The organism is Rhodoblastus sphagnicola (genome assembly GCF_002937075.1).
Taxonomy (GTDB): Bacteria; Pseudomonadota; Alphaproteobacteria; order Rhizobiales; family Beijerinckiaceae; genus Rhodoblastus; species Rhodoblastus sphagnicola.
In genome coordinates this window covers 1-22052 of the sequence record NZ_NHSJ01000019.1, presented here as the reverse complement: position 1 = coordinate 22052, position 22052 = coordinate 1, and the positions used below count along the sequence as shown (strand labels likewise).

At 62.1% G+C, this 22052-nt stretch carries 18 protein-coding genes; 7 read left to right on the top strand and 11 right to left on the bottom strand.

All coding sequences use genetic code 11. The features are described from left to right. Positions 1-369: 369 nt before the first annotated feature. Positions 370-741 carry a TIGR02300 family protein gene (locus tag CCR94_RS01750; RefSeq protein WP_104506163.1) on the top strand — a complete coding sequence of 124 codons (372 nt, stop codon included), beginning with the start codon at positions 370-372 and terminating at the stop codon, positions 739-741. Between the two features lie 88 nt (positions 742-829). Here the strand turns inward: CCR94_RS01750 and clpB are convergent, their stop codons facing one another. The 4 genes from clpB to htpG form a co-directional block, all read right to left on the bottom strand. Further along, positions 830-3460, bottom strand: coding sequence for an ATP-dependent chaperone ClpB (gene clpB, locus CCR94_RS01745; protein ID WP_104506165.1), 2631 nt, complete (start codon positions 3458-3460; stop codon positions 830-832). A gap of 190 nt (positions 3461-3650) precedes the next feature. Next, on the bottom strand, positions 3651-4754 hold the full coding sequence (locus CCR94_RS01740; protein ID WP_104506162.1) for a DUF4167 domain-containing protein: 1104 nt from the start codon (positions 4752-4754) through the stop codon (positions 3651-3653). 488 nt (positions 4755-5242) lie between these two features. After that, on the bottom strand, positions 5243-6079 hold the full coding sequence (gene prmC, locus CCR94_RS01735; protein WP_244593893.1) for a peptide chain release factor N(5)-glutamine methyltransferase: 837 nt from the start codon (positions 6077-6079) through the stop codon (positions 5243-5245). Positions 6080-6111: 32 nt separating this feature from the next. After that, a complete protein-coding gene (gene htpG / locus CCR94_RS01730) occupies positions 6112-8007 on the bottom strand; it encodes a molecular chaperone HtpG (RefSeq protein ID WP_104506160.1) in 1896 nt (631 codons plus the stop codon). Positions 8008-8104: 97 nt separating this feature from the next. Between htpG and CCR94_RS01725 the strand changes: the two genes are divergently transcribed. Continuing rightward, complete coding sequence (locus CCR94_RS01725) at positions 8105-8494, top strand: DUF2794 domain-containing protein (protein WP_104506159.1); 390 nt, start codon at positions 8105-8107, stop codon at positions 8492-8494. A gap of 241 nt (positions 8495-8735) precedes the next feature. Here the strand turns inward: CCR94_RS01725 and CCR94_RS01720 are convergent, their stop codons facing one another. The 3 genes from CCR94_RS01720 to ftsY form a co-directional block, all read right to left on the bottom strand. Then, positions 8736-10124, bottom strand: a complete 1389-nt coding sequence (locus CCR94_RS01720; RefSeq protein WP_146089803.1) for a Fic family protein — start codon at positions 10122-10124, stop codon at positions 8736-8738. Positions 10125-10368: 244 nt separating this feature from the next. Beyond that, entirely contained in the window at positions 10369-11007 is a 639-nt protein-coding gene (locus tag CCR94_RS01715; RefSeq protein WP_104506157.1) for a septation protein A, read from the bottom strand. Between the two features lie 14 nt (positions 11008-11021). After that, positions 11022-12197 carry a signal recognition particle-docking protein FtsY gene (ftsY, locus tag CCR94_RS01710; RefSeq protein ID WP_210200285.1) on the bottom strand — a complete coding sequence of 392 codons (1176 nt, stop codon included), beginning with the start codon at positions 12195-12197 and terminating at the stop codon, positions 11022-11024. Between the two features lie 101 nt (positions 12198-12298). Here ftsY and CCR94_RS01705 point away from each other — a divergent pair, with 101 nt between their 5' ends. The 4 genes from CCR94_RS01705 to CCR94_RS01690 all read left to right on the top strand — a co-directional run bounded on the left by CCR94_RS01705 (position 12299) and on the right by CCR94_RS01690 (position 16070). Further along, positions 12299-13051: an RluA family pseudouridine synthase gene (locus CCR94_RS01705; RefSeq protein WP_104506156.1), complete on the top strand. Its 753-nt coding sequence runs from the start codon at positions 12299-12301 to the stop codon at positions 13049-13051. Between the two features lie 220 nt (positions 13052-13271). Continuing rightward, entirely contained in the window at positions 13272-14342 is a 1071-nt protein-coding gene (locus CCR94_RS01700; RefSeq protein WP_104506155.1) for an AI-2E family transporter, read from the top strand. A gap of 89 nt (positions 14343-14431) precedes the next feature. Continuing rightward, a complete protein-coding gene (locus CCR94_RS01695; RefSeq protein ID WP_104506154.1) occupies positions 14432-15466 on the top strand; it encodes an aspartate-semialdehyde dehydrogenase in 1035 nt (344 codons plus the stop codon). 64 nt (positions 15467-15530) lie between these two features. Further along, on the top strand, positions 15531-16070 hold the full coding sequence (locus CCR94_RS01690; RefSeq protein ID WP_206605752.1) for a phosphate-starvation-inducible PsiE family protein: 540 nt from the start codon (positions 15531-15533) through the stop codon (positions 16068-16070). A gap of 298 nt (positions 16071-16368) precedes the next feature. On the opposite strand, the gene CCR94_RS01685 is transcribed toward CCR94_RS01690, so the two are convergent. Genes CCR94_RS01685 through CCR94_RS01670 form a run of 4 tightly spaced genes read right to left on the bottom strand, consistent with a single transcriptional unit; the run spans position 16369 to position 20303 of the window. Next, positions 16369-17484, bottom strand: a complete 1116-nt coding sequence (locus CCR94_RS01685) for an NAD(P)/FAD-dependent oxidoreductase (RefSeq protein ID WP_104506153.1) — start codon at positions 17482-17484, stop codon at positions 16369-16371. Then, positions 17477-18250 carry an enoyl-CoA hydratase gene (locus tag CCR94_RS01680; protein ID WP_104506152.1) on the bottom strand — a complete coding sequence of 258 codons (774 nt, stop codon included), beginning with the start codon at positions 18248-18250 and terminating at the stop codon, positions 17477-17479. The genes CCR94_RS01685 and CCR94_RS01680 overlap by 8 nt, the downstream gene beginning before the upstream one ends. Positions 18251-18253: 3 nt before the next feature. Further along, a complete protein-coding gene (gene mmsB / locus CCR94_RS01675; protein WP_104506151.1) occupies positions 18254-19147 on the bottom strand; it encodes a 3-hydroxyisobutyrate dehydrogenase in 894 nt (297 codons plus the stop codon). A gap of 10 nt (positions 19148-19157) precedes the next feature. Beyond that, positions 19158-20303: an acyl-CoA dehydrogenase family protein gene (locus tag CCR94_RS01670; RefSeq protein WP_104506150.1), complete on the bottom strand. Its 1146-nt coding sequence runs from the start codon at positions 20301-20303 to the stop codon at positions 19158-19160. A 203-nt stretch (positions 20304-20506) separates the two neighbouring features. On the opposite strand from CCR94_RS01670, the gene CCR94_RS01665 reads away from it, so the two are divergent. Then, on the top strand, positions 20507-22003 hold the full coding sequence (locus CCR94_RS01665; RefSeq protein WP_104506149.1) for a CoA-acylating methylmalonate-semialdehyde dehydrogenase: 1497 nt from the start codon (positions 20507-20509) through the stop codon (positions 22001-22003). Positions 22004-22052: the final 49 nt, after the last annotated feature.

The following is a 22052-nucleotide window of genomic DNA, read 5'->3' as shown; positions in this document are numbered from 1 at the left end:
GCCCACCCAGGACGATCTGGTGATGTTTTTGGGGCTGATCGGCCTGTTCGCCGTGTTCGGCGTCATGATCGGCTATTTCGTGTTCTTCGCGGAGTGAATTGCCGGAAACATCGCATCATCAAGACCTCGCGGCGACTGTCTTGATCGGCGCGGATATCGGCATGGTGCTTTGCGCCCCAATCGGAGCAGCCGCCAAGAGTCTCATCGCCTCGAAAACGCCCCGTCCCGGGTGCGCCGCCTTGTCCGAAGCTTTTGATTGACCCCGGCCCATTCGGCGCGATACCGGATTGACAGCGACGCGCGGCGCGAATAACCCCACCGTCCGATGGAGATTTCCGGCGCCCGCCGGCAGACCACAAGGGATAGCACGTGGCAAAACCTGAACTCGGCGGAAAGCGCCAATGCCAGAATTGCAGCGCGAAATTTTTTGACCTTAATCGTGATCCGATCCTTTGCCCGAAATGCGGGACCATTTTCGTGCCGCCTGTGCTGGCGCGCGCTGCGGCGCGCCCCGCCCCGGCCGACGATGAAGAGCCGGAAACGCCGGAAGCGAGCGCTGAACTCGTGCCGCTCGAGGAGGCCGACCCCGCCAGCGAAAAGGACGCGGCCGTGGTCGATGACGACGTCGATCTGGGCGACGACGACGTCGCCGACGACACTTTCCTCGAAGAGGAAGAGGAGGATAACGACGACGTCGCCGATCTGATCGACGGCGACATCGAGACCGACGACGAAGGCTGATCGCGGCGCGCGCGACAAAAAACCCGCCGGCGTTACACCGGCGGGTTTTTTTGCGTTCATGCGGTCTTGCTTTAAACCGTAGTCCGCATCAATTGAGCGCGACATGAGGCGGGCGCGCCATGCCGCCGCCGGGGAAGGGCACGATCTCCCCGCCCAGCGTCAATTGGCCGTCGCGCACGGAGACTTCGATGGTCTCGCCGTCCGTGACCTCTCCGGCCAGGATTTTCTCGGCCAGCGGATCCTGCACATATTTCTGGATGACGCGCTTCAGCGGACGCGCGCCATAGGCGGCGTCGTAGCCTTTATCCGCCAGCCAGTCGCGACCGGCGTCGGCAAGCCTCAGCGTGAGCTTGCGATCCTCCAGCAGGCGGCAGAGCCGGCCGAACTGAATGTCCACGATCGCGCCCATGTCCTCCCGCCTGAGACGGTGGAACAGGATGATCTCGTCGACGCGGTTGAGGAATTCCGGCCGGAAATGGCCGCGCACCACCGCCATCACCTCATCATGCACGGCGGCGGATTCCTCCCCCTCCTTCTGCATCACCAGGAATTCCGACCCGAGGTTGGAGGTCATGATCACCACGACATTGCGGAAATCCACCGTCCGGCCCTGGCCATCGGTGAGGCGGCCGTCGTCCAGCACCTGAAGCAGCACGTTGAACACATCCGGGTGCGCCTTCTCGATCTCGTCGAACAGCACGACCTGATAGGGCCGGCGCCGCACGGCTTCGGTCAGCGCGCCGCCCTCCTCGTAGCCGACATAACCCGGAGGCGCCCCGATCAGCCTGCTGACAGAGTGCTTCTCCATATATTCCGACATGTCCAGCCGGACCATGGCGGTCTCGTCGTCAAACAGGAAGCTGGCGAGAGCTTTCGTCAGCTCGGTCTTGCCGACGCCGGTCGGGCCGAGGAACATGAACGAGCCGATCGGACGGTTGGGATCCTGCAAACCGGCGCGGGCGCGCCGCACCGCCGTCGCCACCGCCGTCACCGCCTCCTGCTGGCCGACCACGCGTTTGCCGAGTTGGTCTTCCATCTTGAGCAGCTTGGCGCGTTCGCCCTCCAGCATCTTGTCCACGGGCACGCCGGTCCAGCGCGACACCACCTGCGCGATATGGTCGGGCGTCACCGCCTCGTCCACCAGCACCGCGCCGGCCTTTTCCTCGGTGGTGGCGAGCTTGCGTTCGAGATCGGGAATCATGCCATAGGTCAGCCGCCCGGCCTCGGCGTAATCGCCGCGCCTTTGCGCCGCCGCCAGATCGTTGCGGGCGGCCTCAAGCTGTTCCTTCAGCTTTTGCGCCACGCCGAGCTTGTCCTTTTCCGCCCGCCAGCGCGCGGTCAACTCGGACGATTTCTCGTTGAGATCGGCGAGTTCCGCCTCCAGCTTGAGCAGACGGTCTTTCGAGGCCTGATCGGTCTCCTTTTTCAGCGCCTCCTGCTCGATCTTGAGCTGGATGATGCGGCGGTCGAATTCATCAAGCTCCTCCGGCTTGGAATCGACCTGCATGCGCAGGCGCGACGCCGCCTCGTCCATCAGGTCGATGGCCTTGTCCGGCAGGAAGCGGTCGGCGATGTAGCGGTTGGACAGCGTCGCCGCCGCCACCAGCGCCGCATCGCTGATGCGCACGCCGTGGTGCATCTCGTATTTTTCCTTGAGGCCGCGCAGGATCGAAATGGTGTCCTCGACCGTCGGCTCGCTGACGAACACCGGCTGGAAACGCCGGGCCAGCGCCGCGTCCTTCTCGACGTGCTTGCGATATTCGTCGAGCGTGGTCGCGCCGACGCAATGCAGTTCGCCGCGCGCCAGCGCCGGTTTGAGCAGGTTGGAGGCGTCCATCGCGCCCTCCCCCTTGCCGGCCCCGACCAGCGTGTGCATCTCGTCGATGAACAGAATGATGCCGCCCTGGGCCGCCGTCACCTCATTCAGAACCGCCTTCAGCCGCTCCTCGAATTCGCCGCGATATTTGGCGCCCGCGATCAGCGCGCCCATGTCCAGCGCCAGCAGGTTCTTGTCCCGCAAGGACTCGGGCACGTCGCCGTTGACGATGCGCAGGGCCAGACCCTCCACGATGGCGGTCTTGCCGACGCCGGGCTCGCCAATGAGAACAGGGTTGTTTTTGGTGCGGCGCGACAGCACTTGAATGGTGCGGCGAATCTCCTCGTCGCGGCCGATGACCGGATCGAGCTTGCCCTCGCGCGCCGCTTCGGTGAGGTCGCGGGCGTATTTTTTCAGCGCGTCATAAGCGTTTTCGGCGGAAGCCGAATCGGCGGTGCGACCCTTGCGCAGATCCTCGATCGCCGCGTTCAGCGCCTGCGGATTGACCCCGGCGGCGGCCAGAATTTTTCCGGCTTCGCTGGAGGAGTCCAGCGTCAGAGCGAGCAGCAGCCGCTCGACGGTGACAAAGCTGTCGCCAGCCTTTTGCGCGATCTTTTCGGCGCTGTCGAACAGCCGCGCCGTGGTCGGGGCGAGATAGAGCTGGCCGGCGCCGGCGCCTTCGACGCGGGGAATTTTCGCCAGCGCCAGTTCGGTCTGCTGCAATGCGTCGCGCGAACGCCCGCCTGAACGATCAATCAGTCCAGCCGACAGGCCCTGCTCATCGTCGAGCAGGACTTTCAGCATATGAAGCGGAGAAAATTGCTGGTGCCCCTCGCGAACGGCGAGGGATTGAGCCGATTGCACGAAACCCCGCGCGCGCTCGGTGAACTTTTCGAAATTCATGACGGCCTCCATGCTCGCACGCCAAGTCCCCGTCTGGCGGAAAGGCGGCGTCGGATTCGGACCCCATGCGGGCGTCCTCGAAGCAAATATGGGAGGCGTGGGCGGCGCCGCAAAGGGGCCGCCAGGGGAAACCATTACGAAAAAAAAGAAACGTAGAAAAAACAACGGCGCCCGAAGGCGCCGCCGACTCTCATTCGGCCGAACTGGCCTCGGGGGCCTCGGTCGGGCCGGCCTCCGGCGCCGCTTCGTCGGCGCGGGTGCGGCGGCGGCGGCGCGGACGCACGGCCAAAACGGCTTCGCCCTCCGCTTGCGGGGTCTCGGGGGCGGTTTGCAGCGCGGGCTCCAAAGGCGCCGGCGCAGGAATGGGCGCCGGTGCGGGAGCGGGCGCCGGTGCGGGAGCGGGCGCGGCCACAGGCGCGGGCCTGGGCGGCGGCGCGGGCGCGACGGCCGGTTCCGTCCTCGGCTGCTCCTCGTTGACGACCGGCGCGGGCGCCAAGGGCCGCACCGGCGCCGTGATGAAGGCCGGCAGCGCGCTCATCGCGCTGAAATCGACATCCGGCTGCTCGCGGTTCTCCGGCGCCGGCTCGAAGCGCGGCTGATCGCGGAAGCGGTTGCGGCCCGGCTGGGGACGATCGGGACGATCGCCTTGGGGGGCGAACCGGCGGTCGTTGCGATGGGGGCGCTCCTGTCCCTGGCGCTCCTGCCCTTGGCGGTCTTGCCCTTGGCGGTCTTGCCCTTGCCGGTCCTGAACTTGGCGGTCCTGACGCTCGGGCCGGTCCTGCCGATCCTGACGTTCGGGACGATCTTGACGTTCGGGACGATCCTGCCCCTGGCGTTCGCCGTTTTGCGGGCGATCCATGAATTCGCCGGTGAAGGCGGGGCGGTCAAGATAGGGCTGCTGGCCCATGCCGATTGGGTTCATCGGCTGTCCCTGACCATTCGGGCCGGGCGCGCCGATCAGCGGGGCGCGTTCAAACGGCGAAGCGAACCGGTCGGGCATGGCGATGAAATCGTCGTCTTCGTCGATCTCCTCCATCTCCTCGCCGGGACGCCCGAAACCCTGATTCTGGGCCTGCGCCGCCTGGGCCGAGGCGATGATGCGATAATAATGCTCGGCGTGCTGGAGGTAATTCTCCGCGACCACAATATCGCCAGAGGCTTGCGCGTCGCGCGCCAGTTGAAGGTATTTCTCGGTAACGTGCTGGGCGGTTCCGCGTATTTTCACGTCGGGCCCGTTGGATTCGTAAGTCCGCGTCAGCGGATTCGGACCCTTGCGGTTATTGCGTCCACGCATACGCTTGTTGTTGTTTTGACCAGGTCTCATCTACAGTCCCTGAGTAAATCCGCGACTAAGGCCTCGGCCTTGGCGGATGGGCTCGAGCCCTTCGAATCGCTGTCGATTCGGGACTCTTTGATCATGCAGCGCTTTGATGAAGCCTGCGTCTTCGCGCGCTGCTCCAGGCGGGGGATCGAAATTGCAATTCAGCATGTCCGCCTGATCGGCAATGGCCGCGGGTGATGCCGCAAGCCGCTTTCCTTCGAGAAAATTCCTGTGAGGGAGCCAGCAGAAAACACCAGATTGCTCGAACCGCGCTATTTTCGCTTGGCGACATCCGAATGGTTGAGCTTCACGCTCACCCGGCGTCGAGACTTCGGCGATGCATGAGGCGCAACTTGGTATTTGCTTATATGAAGACTAGACGTATTTTCCCGCAAAGCCAAGCACAAACTGCAATTTCCATTGACGACGCGATAATGCGCCGGCGCTGGCGGCGGCTCCGCTCAGCTTTCCACGGCGATCACCCGGTCGCGCCCGGCGCGATCCCTGCGGCAGGAGACGCCGCTCCAGCCTGCGGCGCTCAAGAGCGCGGCGACCTCCGCGCCTTGAGTCCAGCCGATTTCCAGGCAAACGACGCCTTCGGGCCGCAACAGCCGCTTCAGTTCGACCGCGAATAAGCGATAGGGGGCGAGCCCGTCGGCGCCGCCGTCGAGCGCGAGAACGGGATCGTGGTCGCGCACTTCGCGGTCGAGACCGCCAAGTTCCGCATGGCTGATATAGGGCGGATTGGAGACGATGAGATCGAAGCGGCCAGCCAGCGCGGCGGCCCAGTCGCCGCGAATCACTTTTCCACGCGCGGCGAGGCCGCACCGCGCCAGATTGATCTGTGTCGCCGCGCAGGCCTCCGGCGACAAATCCACGCCGACGCCAAAAGCGTCCGGCCGCGAATCGAGCAGCGCGCATAAAATCGCACCGGAGCCGACGCCGAGGTCGAGAATGCGGGGTTTTGTCATCCCTTTTCGCGCCAGCAGCTCCAGCGCGGTTTCCACCAGAATTTCGGTGTCGGCGCGCGGGTCCAGCACTTTTGGCGCGACCACAAGGTCGAGGCCGAAGAAATTGGCCGTTCCGATGATTCGATTGACCGGCTCGCCCGTAAGCCGGCGGGCGGCAAAATTTTGCAACTGTTTCGCCGCGCCGCCCAAAAGCTCGTCGCCGCGCGTCAGCAAAGCCAAGGCGCCCAAACCGGTCGCCGCCTCCAGCAGAAAGCGCGCCTCCAGATCCGCCGGCTCCTTGCCGGCGGCGGAGAGGGCGGCGGCGAGGCGCCGGCGCGCCGCCGACAAAGGTTCGTCGGCGGCGAAATTTGGCGTTTCGGTCAGCTCTGCGCTCCCGCCGCCTTGCCAAGCACGCGAATCAACCGGGCCGCGAAGGCGCTGGAATCATGCGGCGCCTCGCCGTCCATCAGCCGCGCCTCGTCGAACAGCAGCCAGACCGCGTCCTCGAACAAAGCTGTGTCGCCGGTCTTGTCCTCCAGCGCCACCACCAGCGGGTGATTCGGATTGATCTCCAGCACCGGCTTGGCTTTTTCCGGCGCCTGGCCGTGCGACGCCAGAATCTGCTGCAAGCGCAGGTCGAGGCCGAATTCCGGCGCGATCAGGCAGGCGGGGCTGGTGGACAGACGGTCGGAAACGCGCACGTCCTCGACCACGTTTTCCAGCACGCTCTTGGCGGCGGCGACGAATTTCGCCGATCCTGCGGGATTCTCGTCCTTCTTCTCCGATTCATCGACGACATCGATGTTCTTGATGTCCGCCGCGCCTTGCGTGATCGACTTGAACGGCTTGCCGTCAAAACCGGTCGCGCTTTGCGCCCAGAACGCGTCAACGGGATCGCTGAGCAGCAGCACTTCGACGCCACGGGCGCGAAAACCCTCGACATGCGGGCTGGCGGCGACGCGCTCGGCGCCATCGCCGGCGATATAATAGATCGCGGTCTGGTTGGGGCGCAGGTTGGCGACGTAATCGGCCAGCGAACGCCCGCCCTCCGGCTGCGCCGTGGTGGCGAAGCGGGCCATCTTCAACAGGGCGTCGCGGCGCTCGGGGTCTTCGTAGAGGCCTTCCTTGAGCACGGGGCCGAAATGCTTCCAAACCTCCGCGAATTTTTCCGGCTCGTTCTCGCTGAGCTTGGTCAGTTCCTGCAACAGCCGGTTGGCCACGCCCTTCTTGATGGCGGCATAAACATGATTCTGCTGCACCAGTTCGCGCGACACGTTGAGCGGCAGGTCGGGCGAATCCACCACCAGCCGGATGAAGCGCAGATAGCCCGGCAGCAGGTCCGCCTCTTTCGAGATCAGCACGCGGCGCGAATAAAGCTTGGCCTTGCCTTTGCGCGAGGGGTCGAACAGGTCGAACGGCTGCGACGCCGGCACGAAGGCCAAAACCGTATATTCGGCGCGCCCTTCCGCCCGCCAGTGAATGGTGAGGGCGGGGTCGTCGAACTGGCCGGACAGGTTCTGGTAAAAATCCTTGTATTGCTCGGGCGTGATTTCGGACTTGTTTTTCGCCCAAAGCGCGGCGCCCTCGCCGATGCGGCGCGGTTCGTCGCCGGGTTTCTCGACGAGGTCGATCGGCGTCGCCACCGCGCTGGAATGTTCGGAAATCAGCCGCTCGATCTTGTAGGCTTGCAGATATTCCCTCGACTCCTCGTTGAGATGAAGGGTGACGCGGGAACCGCGCGCGGGCGCTTCCTCCAGCGCCAGCGGGGAAACCTCATAGTCCCCCTTGCCGTCGGAAATCCAGCGCCAGGCCTGGTCTTCGCCGGCGCGGCGGGTGTCCACCACGACGCGATCCGCCACCATGAAAGAGGAGTAGAACCCGATGCCGAACTGGCCGATCAGTTCGGCGGCGTTGGGCGAATTTTCGGCGGCCTTCATCTTTTCGAGGAAGGCGCGGGTGCCGGAATTGGCGATGGTGCCGAGCGCGGAATTCAGCTCGTCGCGGTTCATGCCCACGCCATTGTCGATCACCGACAGGGTGTTATTTTCGGGATCGAGCGCGACTTTGATCGAGAAGGCTTCGCCGTCCTCGATCAGGGCTGGGGTGGTGTTGGCCTCGTAGCGCAGCTTTTCGCAGGCGTCGGCGGCGTTGGAAATCAGTTCGCGCAGGAAAATATCGCGTTCGCTGTAGATCGAATGCACCATCAAGTGCAGCAGTCGCGCCACATCGGCTTGAAAAACGTGCTTCTCGGCGGGGGCTGCGGTCTCGTCCGTCATCTTCTCTCCGTATGCTTGGACTGTGGTTTGGGTTCGGGCCGTCATATCGGGCTTTCCGGTGGGATTTCAACCCTTGCATGACCGGCGAAAGCAGTTCATGTTTTCGTCATCGAGCGTCAGGCGGCCGAGTTTGGATCAGGAGCAGACCGAACCCAGTTTTCAGCTTTTCCGCCTGTCGCCCCCTGAAACGGCGACGGTCGGGTTTGATCGGCGCGAGTTGCAGGCGATCTTGAATATTTACGGACGCATGGTCGCGCAGGGGATTTGGCGCGACTACGCCATGGATTTTTCGCCGCATCGCGCGATTTTCTCGATTTTTCGGCGGACGGGTGAGGCGGCGTTTTACCGGGTGGTGAAGGAGCCTAAGCTCGCGCGCAAGCAGGGGGCGTATTCGGTGGTGGCGCAGACGGGACTTATTTTGAAGCGCGGGCCGGATTTGCAGAGGGTTTTGGCGGCGATTGAGAAGAAGCCGCTGGCGGTGGTGTAGCGCCGCCGTCTGTTCGGCATCGTCGGAGTAAATCCTGGGCGTCGTAGGCAAGAAGCGGCGTAGCCTGATCATTTCTCGGCTTAAACGCGTCTCTCGGGGTGACCACGAGCTACCACTTGGTGACTAATCCCGTCTCGGCACACGCTGAGTCGACCATTCAGAAACAGCACAAACTTTCCGCAAATCCCGAGGTGGTGGCAGCTCCTCACAATCAGGTCGTCATGTGTATTTTATTACAACTCTATATCCCTATTTTCTTCAACAAGATATCCTCAAAGAACTTTTGCACTATTAAGTTGATATCGTCTACATAATTGCACGTTGTTATTTCGACAAAATGGCCGTGTAAATCTTTGTCGTACTCCCCTATGCCTATATACTCATAAGTTTCCTCATGAAAGAATAACACCTCTCTGAGTCGGACTCCAGAATCAACAAATTTTCCGCTGAACTCATATTTATCTTCATACGCCCCCCCTGTAACAAACAATCCTACAATAGGCGCGCTTGAATTGAATATATCCGATCTGTTAAATTTATGCCTTCTAAAATAAAACACATATTTAAACAGTCTTTGATTTTCCACCTGAAATGTTAGCGAAAACGACCATGTTTTTGTCGAGTGACCCCGCTCACAAATCTCTTTCCACACTGAGAAGTCTATAAGATCAAAATTATCTATATGGACGATGATAAATTCAGACGCCTCATTAAATTCCCTTGCTGCATATTCAAACACAGCCCTAATCTCGCTCATTTTATGAGACCAAACGAGATATTGTTTATAAAGGGCACCCGCCTTTTTATCGCTAGCTTTACGAGCGAGAGCTTTAATCCAAGCGCTGCGCTCCTGTCTCTCATTCGCCACAGCAAACGCTTTTGCAATTACCTCTAGTTCGCGTAGAGCTACGATCTGTATAAGCGGATTCCAGTCATTGGCGTCAGCCGATGCGAGCGCGTCATAATAGTCGTCCCTCTTTGCGGATGGAATTCCTGTTGGAAAAAGCCCACCTTTCAACAAGCAATAATCTTGGAGCAGCCTTCCCGTTCGTCCATTTCCATCTAAAAACGGATGGATGTAAGTAAATCTATTGTGCAACCAAACAGCACCAACAACAGCGTGTTCAAATCCGCCGTTATTATATATATCTACAAGTCTCGTTATCAATTGGGGAACCTCATAGTGACTTGGCGGCTTGAATACTGCCTGTGATATTGATATATCTCTAAGCCTGAATGCGCCAGGCGCTTCGCCGATCCTTCTCTCTATAAGAGCATTTATCTCTCTTATAAAATGCTCGGAAAGGCCTTTTATATCCTGTGATCCCTCGAACGTATATTCATCCGCCTCAAGCGCGTTGAGAATTTCCTGCTCAGTCTTCGATGAATTTTCATTTAGTGTCATCGCATCCAAGACAGCAAGCGTTTGCCTGCGCGTGGCTATAATGCCCTCCATATTTAAGCTTGCCGTTACCCTATCCGGTAAAAAAGCCATCTTTATTCTGACTTCAGTATCTCGGTCGAGAGGGCGTAGCTTATTGAACTCCGCGAGTGACCCATCGATTTGCGCCAACAATTCTGTAGTGTCGGATGAAATTTTTATGGTGCGTGGATTACCCAGGTCGATCATGCGGCTGATCCTAACTGTGGTTACGGCGGACAAAACAACGACTCTGCCTATTATAAATATAATCCGCGTTTTGAACTATCTCGCATGCGGCCGCAATGGGCATTGGGTAAAACTCCTAATCGTTGCGTTCACCGATATCCACCTCTGACTCGGTAATGGTTTACGTCTTTAAGAACTCAAATCGAAACTCGGCGCTCGGCCTATCGCCTTAACTTTGCGGTCTGCGCCAAGGCCGGCCTTCCGCTTAAAAATGCTCCTTCTCCTCATCGGCCTTGATCTCGTGCTTCATGATCAACGGCGTCTGGGCGAGCGCAAAAACCAGCGTCAGCGGCATAATCCCAAAACTTTTGAAGCCGGCCCAAAAGTCCCACGTTTGCGTCAGGCGCACAGCTTCGTTCAGGCCGGCCAGAACGAAGAAGAACAGCCCCCAACGAAAAGTGAGCTTTCGCCAGCCCTGTTCGTCGAGGTGCAGCACGCTGTCCAGCGCGGCCGGCAGCAGCAATTTGTTAAAAGCCAGCGCGATCAGCAGGGCGGAGCCGAACAGGCCGTTGACGATGGTGGGCTTGAGCTGAATAAAAGTCTTGTCCTGAAAGAAAAAGGTCAGGCCGCCGAAGAAGAGAACGGCGACCGCCGTCACCAGCGGCATGACCGGCCATTGCCGCGTCAGCACCCAGGAGGCGATCAGCGCGATCACGACCGAGACCATCAGCACGCCGGTCGAGGTCAGCATGGCCAGTTTTTCCGGCGGCAGACCCGCCGGCAGCAGCGGCCCGAACAGGCCGGCGAACAGGGCTGGTTTGGAATTGGCGAGGAAGAACAGGGCGAGCGGCCCCATTTCCAGCACCAGTTTCAGGAAGGGATTGATTTTCTTTTGCGAAGACATTTGTTTTCCAGAATTTAGTCGTCAAATCCGGCGATGGCGCGGGCGAAATCGCGGGCGGCGAAGGGCTCCAAATCGTCGGCCTGTTCGCCGACGCCGATGAAATGCACGGGCAGGCCGAAGCGTTCGGAAATGGCGACGAGGATGCCGCCGCGCGCGGTGCCGTCGAGCTTGGTCATCACCAGGCCCGTCACCCCGGCGACCTTCCCGAAAATATCGACCTGACTCAAGGCGTTCTGGCCGACGGTGGCGTCGAGCACCAGCAGCACCGCGTGCGGCGCCTCCGGGTCCACCTTGGCCATGACGCGGACGATCTTTTCCAGTTCGGCCATCAGTTCGGTGCGGTTTTGCAGGCGGCCCGCCGTGTCCATCAGGAGGATGTCGGTGTTCTGCTCCTGCGCCGCTTTTATGGCGTCGAAGGCAAGGCCCGCCGCGTCGGCGCCGGGGGCGCGGGCGATCACCGGGACGTTCTGGCGCTCGCCCCAGACCTTTAGTTGCTCTATCGCGGCAGCGCGAAAAGTGTCGCCGGCGGCGAGCATGAGGGTCTTGCCCTCATCGGTGAATTTTTTCGCCAGCTTGCCGATTGTGGTGGTTTTTCCTGAGCCGTTGACGCCGACCACCAGAATGACGAAGGGTTTTTTGGTCTCGTCGATTTCGAGCGGCAGGGCCACGGGGGTGAGGATGCGCTCGACCTCGTCGGCGAGGATGGCGCGCACCTCGTCCGGCTCGATTTTCTTCTCGTAGCGGCCCTTGCCCACCGCCGCCGCGATGCGGGAGGCGGCGCCGACGCCGAGATCGGCGCGCACGAGAACGTCTTCCAGTTCCTCCAGCGTATCGACCGAGAGCTTGCGCTTGGTGAAAATGTCGGCGATGCCCTGGGTGATCGACGAGGACGAGCGGGCGAGACCTTCGCGCAGGCGGCGCCACCAGCTTTTCTTCTCGGGGGCGGGCGGGGCCGGCTCCTCGGACTCGGACTCTGGCTCGGCTTCGGGTTCGGACTCGGGTTCGGGAGAGTCCGGCTCAAGCGCGAGGGCGGTCGCCTCGTCCTCAAGCGAAACGAGCGGCTCGGGCTGGTCCTCGGGCGACGCCTCGGGTTCGGGCGAAAACTCGGGTTCCGGCTTTTGGCTCGCCTTCGGCTTCACGCCGAACATGCGTTCCATGAAAGTCGAGCCGGCCTTTTTCTCTTCGCTCATGCGCCTCTCCTGGGGCGAAGCCCTTCTCAGCGTCAGGACTATCTGCGATAAGCGGGCATGGTCGCACGCGCAATCCCCAAACGCCGAATAATCGTTTCCCGATGACGCCGGAAGCCATCCATGCGCGCTTGCTCTATCGCGACGGGCTGATTCTGGTGGTGGACAAGCCCGCCGGCCTGCCTGTGCATCGCGGCCCCAAGGGCGGCGAGTCCTTTGAGGATTCCTTCAAGCATCTGCGCTTCGGCCTGCCGCGCGATCCCGCTTTGGCGCATCGGCTCGACCGCGACACCTCCGGCTGCCTCGTGCTGGGACGCCACCGCAAGGCGCTGGAAAAGCTGATGAAGCTGTTCAAGAACGGCCGCATCGCCAAAACCTATTGGGCCGTGGCGCGCGGCGGCCCCAGCGAGGACGAAGGTTTGATCGACTTAGCCCTCGGGCGGCTCGACGCCACGCGCGGCTGGTGGATGAAGGTGGACCCTGATGGACAACCGGCGCAGACCCGCTGGCGGGTTTTGGGGCGTGGCGGCGATTTGTGCTGGCTGGAGCTCAAACCGCTGACCGGGCGGACGCACCAGTTGCGCGTACATTGCGCGGCCGAAAAATTCCCGATTTTCGGCGATCCGATCTATGGCCCCGGCGTGGCGCCCGGCGAGCAGTTGCACCTGCACGCCCGCGCCATTTCCATCCCGATCTCGAACAGCAAGCCGCCGGTCGAGGTCGAGGCCTGCGCGCCCGATCACATGAAAACCCTGCTCGCCGCCTGCGGCTGGACGCCGGCGCTCGACGAGGCGGTGATCGCGGCGCGGTTGGCGCGGGAGGCCGAGCAATTGGGCAAAGCGGAATTGGAGGCGTGAGCGCGTGCCGGCGATGAGAGGGTGGCTCCGCTGCGAGCCGGCGCATTTTTTCGCAATATTGCCGCCGGTTTTCGGCTAGCATGATCCCGAAAAGTGGACGCCGGTTTTCGGAAAAGATCATGAGAAAACAAAGTGTCTAAAGCGCGATGCGTTTCCGTGGAAACGCTTCGCGCTCTAGAAACGCCAAATCGTCGATGTCACGGGTTTGAACAGGCAGGTTATGGGAACCACACCTTCATCGTTGAGCGCGAGACTGTCGTTTTCCTTCGTCGTCGTTTTCGCAACCGTCGCGTTTGCGTGGCTACTCTTGCCGTTTTACGGGGCGATATTGTGGGCCGCCATTCTGGCCGTCGTGGTGGACTCAGCCAACAAGCGCTTCGTTCGCGCGCTGAACGGCAGGAAAAGCGCCGCCGCCGCGCTGTCGGTGATGACCTGCGTCTGCATTGTCGTGCTGCCGGCCTCGGTCCTGCTCGCCTCGCTGACGCGGGAAGCGACAGCCTTGTATGTCGCCACGCGCGACCGCGAATTCGATCCCGCGAAAACGCTCGATGAGATCTGGACGGCGATCCCGGCCTCGCTACGCGATTTCGTCGCCAACAACAATTTCATCGATGTCGGCGACTTCAAGTCGGGCGTCAACGCGCTGGTCGGGCAGTTGAGCCAGTTCATCGCCACCGGCGCGGTCAATGTCGGGCAAGGCACGGCGTTGCTGCTCGTCAACATTCTGTTGATGCTTTATCTGCTGTTCTTCTTCGTGCGCGACGGCGCCAGTCTGATCGAGACGATCAAGAACGCCAGTCCGTTCGAACGCCGCCACACCGAGCATTTTTTCGAACGGTTTTCCGCCGTCGCCAAATCGACGGTGATGGGCAGCATCATCGTCGCGCTGGTGCAGGGCGCGATCAGCGGCGCGATGTTCTGGGTGGTCGGCATTCCCTCGGTGCTGATCTGGTCCGCGGTGATGACCCTGCTTTCGCTGCTTCCGGCCATCGGCGCCGCGCTGATCTGGGCGCCGGCGGCGATCTATCTCGTCGCGACCGGCGCCGCCGCCAAGGGATTGATCCTCGCTGTCACGCTCGGCGTGGCCAATACGGCGGTGGACAATTTCTTACGCCCGCTGCTGGTGGGCAAGGGGATACGGCTGCCCGATTATGTCGTGCTCGTCGCCACCATCGGCGGCCTCGCGTCATTCGGCGTCAACGGATTGGTGATCGGGCCGTTGATCGCGACCATGTTCTTTTCCGCCTGGTCCCTGTTCAGCGACGATCCTTTCACGGTGAAGCAGGGCTGAGGCGGCGAAGCAGAGAACGCGGCTCACAAGGCGCATTGCCCTTGATCGCCCGATGCTGTAGGCAAACGGGCTGAATTCTGGAGAGGATCATGGGTTACAAGGTCGCTGTCGTCGGCGCCACGGGTAATGTGGGCCGCGAAATGCTGGATATTCTGGCCGAACGCCGTTTCCCGGCGGATGAGGTGGTGGCGCTCGCCTCCTCGCGCTCGATCGGCACGGAAGTGTCCTATGGCGACAAGATCCTGAAATGCAAGCATCTCGACACTTTCAACTTTGCCGATGTCGACATCGCCCTGATGTCGGCCGGCGGAGACGTGTCAAAGGAATGGTCGCCGCGGATCGCAGCGCAAAAGTGCGTGGTGATCGATAATTCCTCCGCCTGGCGCTATGATTCCGACGTGCCGCTGGTGGTGCCGGAAGTCAACGCCGACGCGCTCAAGGGTTTCGCCAAGAAGAACATCATCGCCAATCCCAACTGCTCCACGGCGCAGCTGGTGGTGGCGTTAAAGCCGTTGCACGACGCTTTCGTCATCAAGCGCGTGGTGGTTTCGACCTACCAGTCGGTGTCCGGCGCCGGCAAGGAGGGCATGGACGAGTTGTTCGCCCAGACCCGCGCGGTGTTCGTGTCCGATCAGGTCGAGAGCAGGAAGTTCCCCAAGCGCATCGCCTTCAACCTCATTCCGCAGATCGACGTCTTCATGGAAGACGGCTTTACCAAGGAAGAGTGGAAGATGATGGCGGAGACCAAGAAAATCCTCGACCCCAAGATCAAGCTGACCGCAACCTGCGTCCGCGTGCCCGTCTTCATCTCGCATTCGGAAAGCGTGAATGTCGAATTCGAGAAGCCGGTGACGGCGGACGAGGCGCGCAACATCCTGCGCGAGGCGCCGGGCGTGCTGGTGATCGACAAGCGCGAGACCGGCGGCTACATCACCCCGCACGAGGCGGCCGGCGAGGACGCCACCTATATTTCGCGCATCCGCGAGGATGCGACGGTGGAGAACGGCCTCGCCTTCTGGTGCGTCTCCGACAATCTGCGCAAGGGCGCCGCGCTCAATGCGGTGCAGATCGCGGAGTCGCTGATCAACAGAAAGCTGCTGACGCCAAAGAAGCAGGCGGCGTAACGATCGAGCCGGCGCGCAGAGCGCCGGTTTTTCGTTGGAGGCCCGGTTTTTCGTTGGAGGCCCTGTGGAGCCGCATGTCGAATCCATCAATGAAGTGAAACTGCCCGAGGGGCTGCGGCCCTTCAACAATTTTGTGCTGGACGTCATGTCCTGGCTCAACGGCCTGGCGCATCTGGTGCTCGGTCTGGCGCTCGGCGCCGCCGTCCTGCTGTTCACCTGGCTGTTCGTGCAGGACATCTGGAACGCGATGGGCGCGGACAATCTCGCGCAGGGTTTTTTGCACGGCCTGGGCACGCTGATGCTGCTGTGGACGGTTTCGGCGCTGATCACCGCCGAAATCCGCTACATGCGCGGCCACAAGCTCAATGTGGACACTTTTGTTGAAGTCGCCATCGTCGTGCTGGTGCGTAAACTCATCACCATGCCCGTGCAATCGACCCTGCCCAGCCCGCAGGAGTATTTGTTGTGGGTTGGCTCGGCTGTCCTGCTGGGCCTGATGTATTTGATCGTTCGCTACGCGCAGACGATCGACGCGGGCGAAGAAACGCTCGAAACCCCGCAGCCGTCAGTTATCGACGAGGGGCGCCGTCGCGACAAAAGATAGGGGCTTTAGGACGCCGATCCATATCCGCGACCTGCCGGAGTCCGCGCGTGACTTGCCAGGATCCGAGCGTCGTTGCGCCATGCGGAAATCCAGCCCGATAGAGCTTGATTCACAATAACTTCACGATGTGATTTTTTGGGCGTCCGGAGTTGGGGCATGTCGTGGTCAAGTCGAATAACGCCGGGGCCTTGAGCTAAACATGTATTCGCCGGTCCGTTAACGCTTTCATTCTTGTCTTTAATTTGTTTTTAAAGGATTTTTTGTCAAAAGCCGCCGTCGGACTTGGAGGCGGCCGGCGTCATTGCCCGATGATTCGAATGACATGCGCTGCGATCGCGAGCGACGAGGTCAGGCCCGGACTCTCGATTCCAAACAGGTTGATCAGGCCGGGAACGCCGTGGACCGCCGGGCCGTCGATGCGGAAATCCGCCGCCGGCTGGTCCGGTCCGGCGATCTTGGGCCTGACGCCGCAATAGGACGGCGTGAGCGCGGTTTTGGGCGCGCCCGGCCAATAGCGCCTGATCACATCGCCAAAATTTTGCGCGCGACGCGAATCCACGCCATAGTCGATTGTCTCCACCCATTCGACGTCCGGTCCGAACCGCGCCTGCCCCCCCACATCGAAGGTCAGATGCAGGCCGACCCCATGCGCCGTGGGCATGGGATAGATCAGCCGCGTGAACGGGGCGCGTCCCGGCAGGGTGAAATAATTGCCCTTGGCGTAGCGGGTTCGCGGAATATGGGTTGGGTCGAGCCCGGCGATATTTTCCGCGACGCGGGAGGCATGCAGGCCGCCGCAATTGACGAGCAGACTGGTTTTCAGCCGCATCGGCTCGGCGCCGCCGGTCTCCACGGCGATGCCGTCGTCCTCGATGCTTGCGGCCACAAAAGGCGTGTTGAAGGCGAAGGAAGCCCCCGCCGCCTCGGAATCGCCGCGCAGGGCCAGCATATAGGCGGCGCTGTCGAAAATGCCGGTGGAGGGCGACAGGATCGCGCCGACGCAAAACAGCGCCGGCTCCAGGGCGCGCGCCTCCTGCGCCGAAATCAGTTTGAGATCGTCCACGCCATTGTCCCAGCCTTTTTGCGCCAGGGCGCGCAGGGCGGGCATTTCGCTGTCGTCGGTCGCCACCACCAGCTTGCCGCAACGCTTGTGCGCGACGCCGTGGCTTTCGCAATAGTCATAAAGCGCCTTGCGTCCGGCGACGCAGAACCGGGCTTTCAGACTGCCGGTGGGATAGTAAAGGCCGGCATGGATCACCTCGCTGTTGCGCGAGGAGGTTTCCGAGCCGATCCGTTCCGCCGCCTCCAGCACGACCACCTCGCGCCCGGTCTGGGCGAGGGCGAGGCCGACGGAAAGGCCGACCACGCCGGCCCCGACCACAACGGCGTCAATGTCGGTCCCTTCGTCAGTCATGACTGAAGCTCGGCGGGCGTTTTTCCACGAACGCCGCCATGCCCTCCTTCTGGTCGCGCATGGCGAAAGTCGCCTGGAACAGCCGGCGCTCGAACCGCACGCCTTGAGCGAGGCCCGTCTCGAAGGCGGCGTTGACCGCCTCCTTGTTCATGCGCGTCGAGGGCAATGACATCGCGGCGATGGTTTTCGCGGCGTCGAAAACCTCGTCGAGCAGTTTTTCCGGCGCGACCACACGCGAGACCAAGCCGGCGCGTTCGGCCTCGGCGGCGTCCATCATGCGGCCGGTCAAGATCATGTCCATGGCCTTGGCCTTGCCCACGGCGCGGGTCAGGCGCTGCGAGCCGCCAATGCCGGGCATGACGCCGAGCTTGACCTCCGGCTGGCCGAATTTCGCCGTGTCGGCGGCGATGATGAAGTCACAAATCATCGCCAGTTCGCAGCCGCCGCCGAGCGCATAGCCGGAGACGGCTGCGATCATCGGTTTGCGGACATCGGCGAGGCGGTCCCAAAGGTGAAACCAGTCGAGCCGGTGCGCGTCCATATAGGACAGGTCCGTCATCTCCTTGATGTCGGCGCCGGCCGCGAAGGCTTTGGCGGCGCCGGTCACCACGATGCAGCCGATGGTTTCGTCCGCATCAAATTTTTGCGCGGCGTCGGTGATGTCGCGGGCCATTTGCACGTTGAGGGCGTTGAGCTGCTTGGGCCGATTCAGCGTGATCAGGGCGACGCGGTCGCGGCGTTCCACCAGAATGGTTTCGTAGCTCATCGCTTAGCCCTCGGCCGCGCGTAAAAATGCGATGATACCGGAAAAATCCTTTTCCGCACCGCCGGCATTGGCGAAAGCGGTGAAAATTTCCGCGGCGCGGCGGCCGAGCGGGGTGAAGGCGCCGGAGCCTTCGGCCGCCGCCTGCGACAGGTTCAAATCCTTCAGCATGAGCGCGGCGGCAAAGCCTGGCGCGTAATCGCGATTGGCGGGGCTGGCCGGCGCCGGGCCGGGGACCGGGCAATAGGTGTTCAGCGCCCAGCATTGGCCCGAAGCGGTGGAGGCGACGTCGAACAGGGCTTGATGGCTGAGGCCGAGCTTTTCGCCGAGAATAAAAGCCTCGGACACGGCGATCATGGAAATGCCGAGGATCATGTTGTTGCAGATTTTTGCCGCCTGCCCGGCGCCGGGGCCGCCGCAATGCACGATTTTCTTGCCCATGTTCTCAAGGATCGGACGGGCCAGCGCCACCGCCTCGTCCGCGCCGCCGACCATGAAGGTGAGGGTCGCCGCCACCGCGCCGCCGACGCCGCCCGACACCGGCGCGTCCACGGATCCAAAACCGCGTTGCGCTGCGAGGACATGGGCGGCGCGGGCGCTGTCGGTGTCCACGGTGGAGCAATCGATCAGCAGCGCGCCCGGTTTGGCGCCGTTGAGGATGCCGTCTTCGCCTTCGAGCGCGGCGAGCAGATGCTTGCCGGTGGGCAGCATGGTGATGACGACGTCGGCTTGCGAGGCGGCGACAGCGCCGCCCGGCGTCGGCTCGACGCCCCCGCCCCCGGCCTTGTGCAGCGCGGCGGCGGAAAAATCGTAGCCGAGCACGCGATGGCCCGCTTTGACCAGATTCAGAGCCATCGGGCCGCCCATATTGCCGAGGCCGATGAAGGCGATGGTCGTCATATTCCCCTCCCTATTTTTCTTCGATCAGGCGGCGGGCGACGATCAGCCGCATGATTTCGTTGGAGCCTTCGAGAATTTGATGCACGCGCAGGTCGCGCACGATTTTTTCCACGCCGTAATCGGCCAGATAGCCATAGCCGCCGTGCAATTGCAGCGCGTCATTGGCGATGGTGAAACAGGCGTCGGTCACGAATTTTTTCGCCATGGCGCACAGCGCGGTGGCGTCCGGCGTCTTGGCGTCGAGCGCGCTGGCCGCCCGCCACAAGAAGCTGCGGGAGGCTTCGAGGTCGATGGCCATGTCGGCGAGGCGAAATTGCAGCGCCTGGAAAGTATTGAGCTTCTTGTTGAAGGCCTGGCGCTCGGCCATGTAAGCCACCGCCTTGTCGAGCGCCTCCGCCGCGCCGCCGAGCGAGCAGGCGGCGATATTCAAGCGCCCGCCGTCGAGACCGGCCATGGCGATCTTGAAGCCGTGGCCTTCTTCGCCGAGGCGGTTGGCGGCGGGAATGCGGCAGTCGTCGCAGATGACTTGGCGGGTCGGCTGGGCGTTCCAGCCCATTTTGCGCTCATTGGCGCCAAAGCTGAGGCCCGGCGCGTCCTTTTCCACCACGAAGGCGGTCATGCCGCGCGCGCCGTCGTCCGAGGTGCGCGCGATGATCACGTAAATGTCGGAGGCGCCGGCGCCGGAGATGAATTGTTTGACGCCGTTGAGGACGTAACAATCGCCGTCGCGGCGCGCCTTCATTTTTATGGCGGCGGCGTCGGAGCCGGCTGCGGGTTCGGTGAGACAATAGGAGGCGAGCAGGTCCATGCGGCTTAAGGACGGCCCCCATTTGGCGCGCTGGGATTCGTCGCCGAAGCGGTCGATCATCCAGGTCGACATGTTGTGGATGGAGAGATAGGCCGCGATGGTCGGGCAGCCGCGCGCCAAAGCCTCGAAGATCAGGGCGGCGTCGAGGCGCGACAGGGCGGAGCCGCCGATGTCCTCACTTGTGTAAATGGCGGCCATGCCGAGCGCCGCCGCCTCGCGCAAAACGTCGACTGGAAAATGTTTGCGCTCGTCCCAGTCGAGCGCGTGGGGGGCGATTTTTTCGCGCGCGAAATTTTGGGCCATTTCGGCGATGGCGCGATGGTCGTCGTTCAGGGCGAAAAAGGACATGAAATTCTCATTTGGGCGTGGCGCAATTTAACAAGAAACGTATCGCGATAAACGCCCGTCGGCACACGTTTGATCCGCGTCCATGCGGCAAGACTTTCGTATAATACAGCCAGGATCATGGATTTTCGCACATTGATTACGCTGCGGCGTGCCTTGCCTCAAGACCCGCAACCCCGCAAAAATCAACAAAAAGGGAGGCGTAATTGCGCGAATTGACGCATTTTATCGGCGGCCAGCACGTCAAAGGGACATCCGGGCGTTTCGCCGACGGTTTTCAGCCCATGACCGGCGAGGTGATCTCGCGCGTGCCGCTGGCCTCCAAGGCCGAGCTGCGCGCGGCGGTGGAAAACGCCCGCGACGCGCAGCCGGCCTGGGCCGCGACCAATCCGCAGCGCCGCGCCCGCGTGCTGATGAAATTCGTCGAGCTGTTGAACCGCGACATGGACCAGCTTGCCGAGCTTTTGGCGCGCGAGCATGGCAAGACCGTGCCCGACGCGCGCGGCGATATTGTGCGCGGGCTGGAAGTGGCGGAATTTTGCATTGGCGTCCCGCATCTGCTGAAGGGGGAATACACCACCGACGCCGGGCCGGGCATTGACCTTTATTCCTTGCGCCAACCGCTGGGCGTGGTCGCCGGCATTACCCCGTTCAACTTTCCGGCGATGATTCCGATGTGGAAGTTTTGCCCGGCCATCGCCTGCGGTAATGCGTTTATTTTAAAACCGTCGGAGCGCGATCCCAGCGTGCCGCTCAAACTGGCGGAATTGATGATCGAGGCAGGGCTGCCCGCCGGCATCCTCAATGTCGTCAATGGCGACAAGGAGGCGGTGGACGCGCTTCTGGACGATCCCGATATCCGCGCCGTCGGTTTTGTCGGCTCGACCCCCATCGCTGAATATATCTACGCGAGAGGCTGCGCGGCGGGCAAGCGCGTGCAGTGCTTCGGCGGGGCGAAAAACCATATGGTGATCATGCCCGACGCCGATCTCGACCAGACGGTGGACGCCCTGATCGGCGCCGGGTACGGCTCGGCCGGCGAGCGCTGCATGGCGATTTCCGTCGCCGTGCCGGTGGGCGAGGCGACCGCCAACGCGCTGATCGCAAAGCTTGTTCCGCGCGTCGAGGCGCTGAAGATCGGGCCTTCGACCGACCTTGCCGCCGATTACGGGCCGGTGGTGACGCGGGCGCATCTCGACAAGATCAAGGCTTACGTGGACCTCGGCGTGAACGAGGGCGCGAAACTCTTGGTCGATGGGCGCGGCTTCTCGCTGCAAGGTTATGAGAACGGGTTTTACATGGGGGGCTGCCTGTTCGACGGCGTCACGCCGGACATGCGCATCTACAAGGAAGAGATTTTCGGGCCGGTGCTGTCGGTGGCGCGCGCCGATACTTTCGATACCGCGCTGCGCATGTGCAACGACCATGAATATGGCAATGGCGTCGCGATTTATACCCGCGACGGCGACACCGCGCGCGACTTCGCCGCCCGCGTCAATGTCGGCATGGTCGGGGTCAACGTGCCGATCCCCGTGCCGCTGGCCTATTACACCTTTGGCGGCTGGAAGCGCTCCTCCTTTGGAGATCTGAACCAGCACGGGGCGGATTCCGTGCGGTTTTACACCAAGACCAAGACGGTCACGTCGCGTTGGCCTTCCGGCGTCAAGGAGGGCGCGAGCTTCGTGATCCCGACGATGCATTAGCGTTCTTTTTGACGCCGGTTTGCGGCGGGGGGACGGGGGCGGTTCGGAT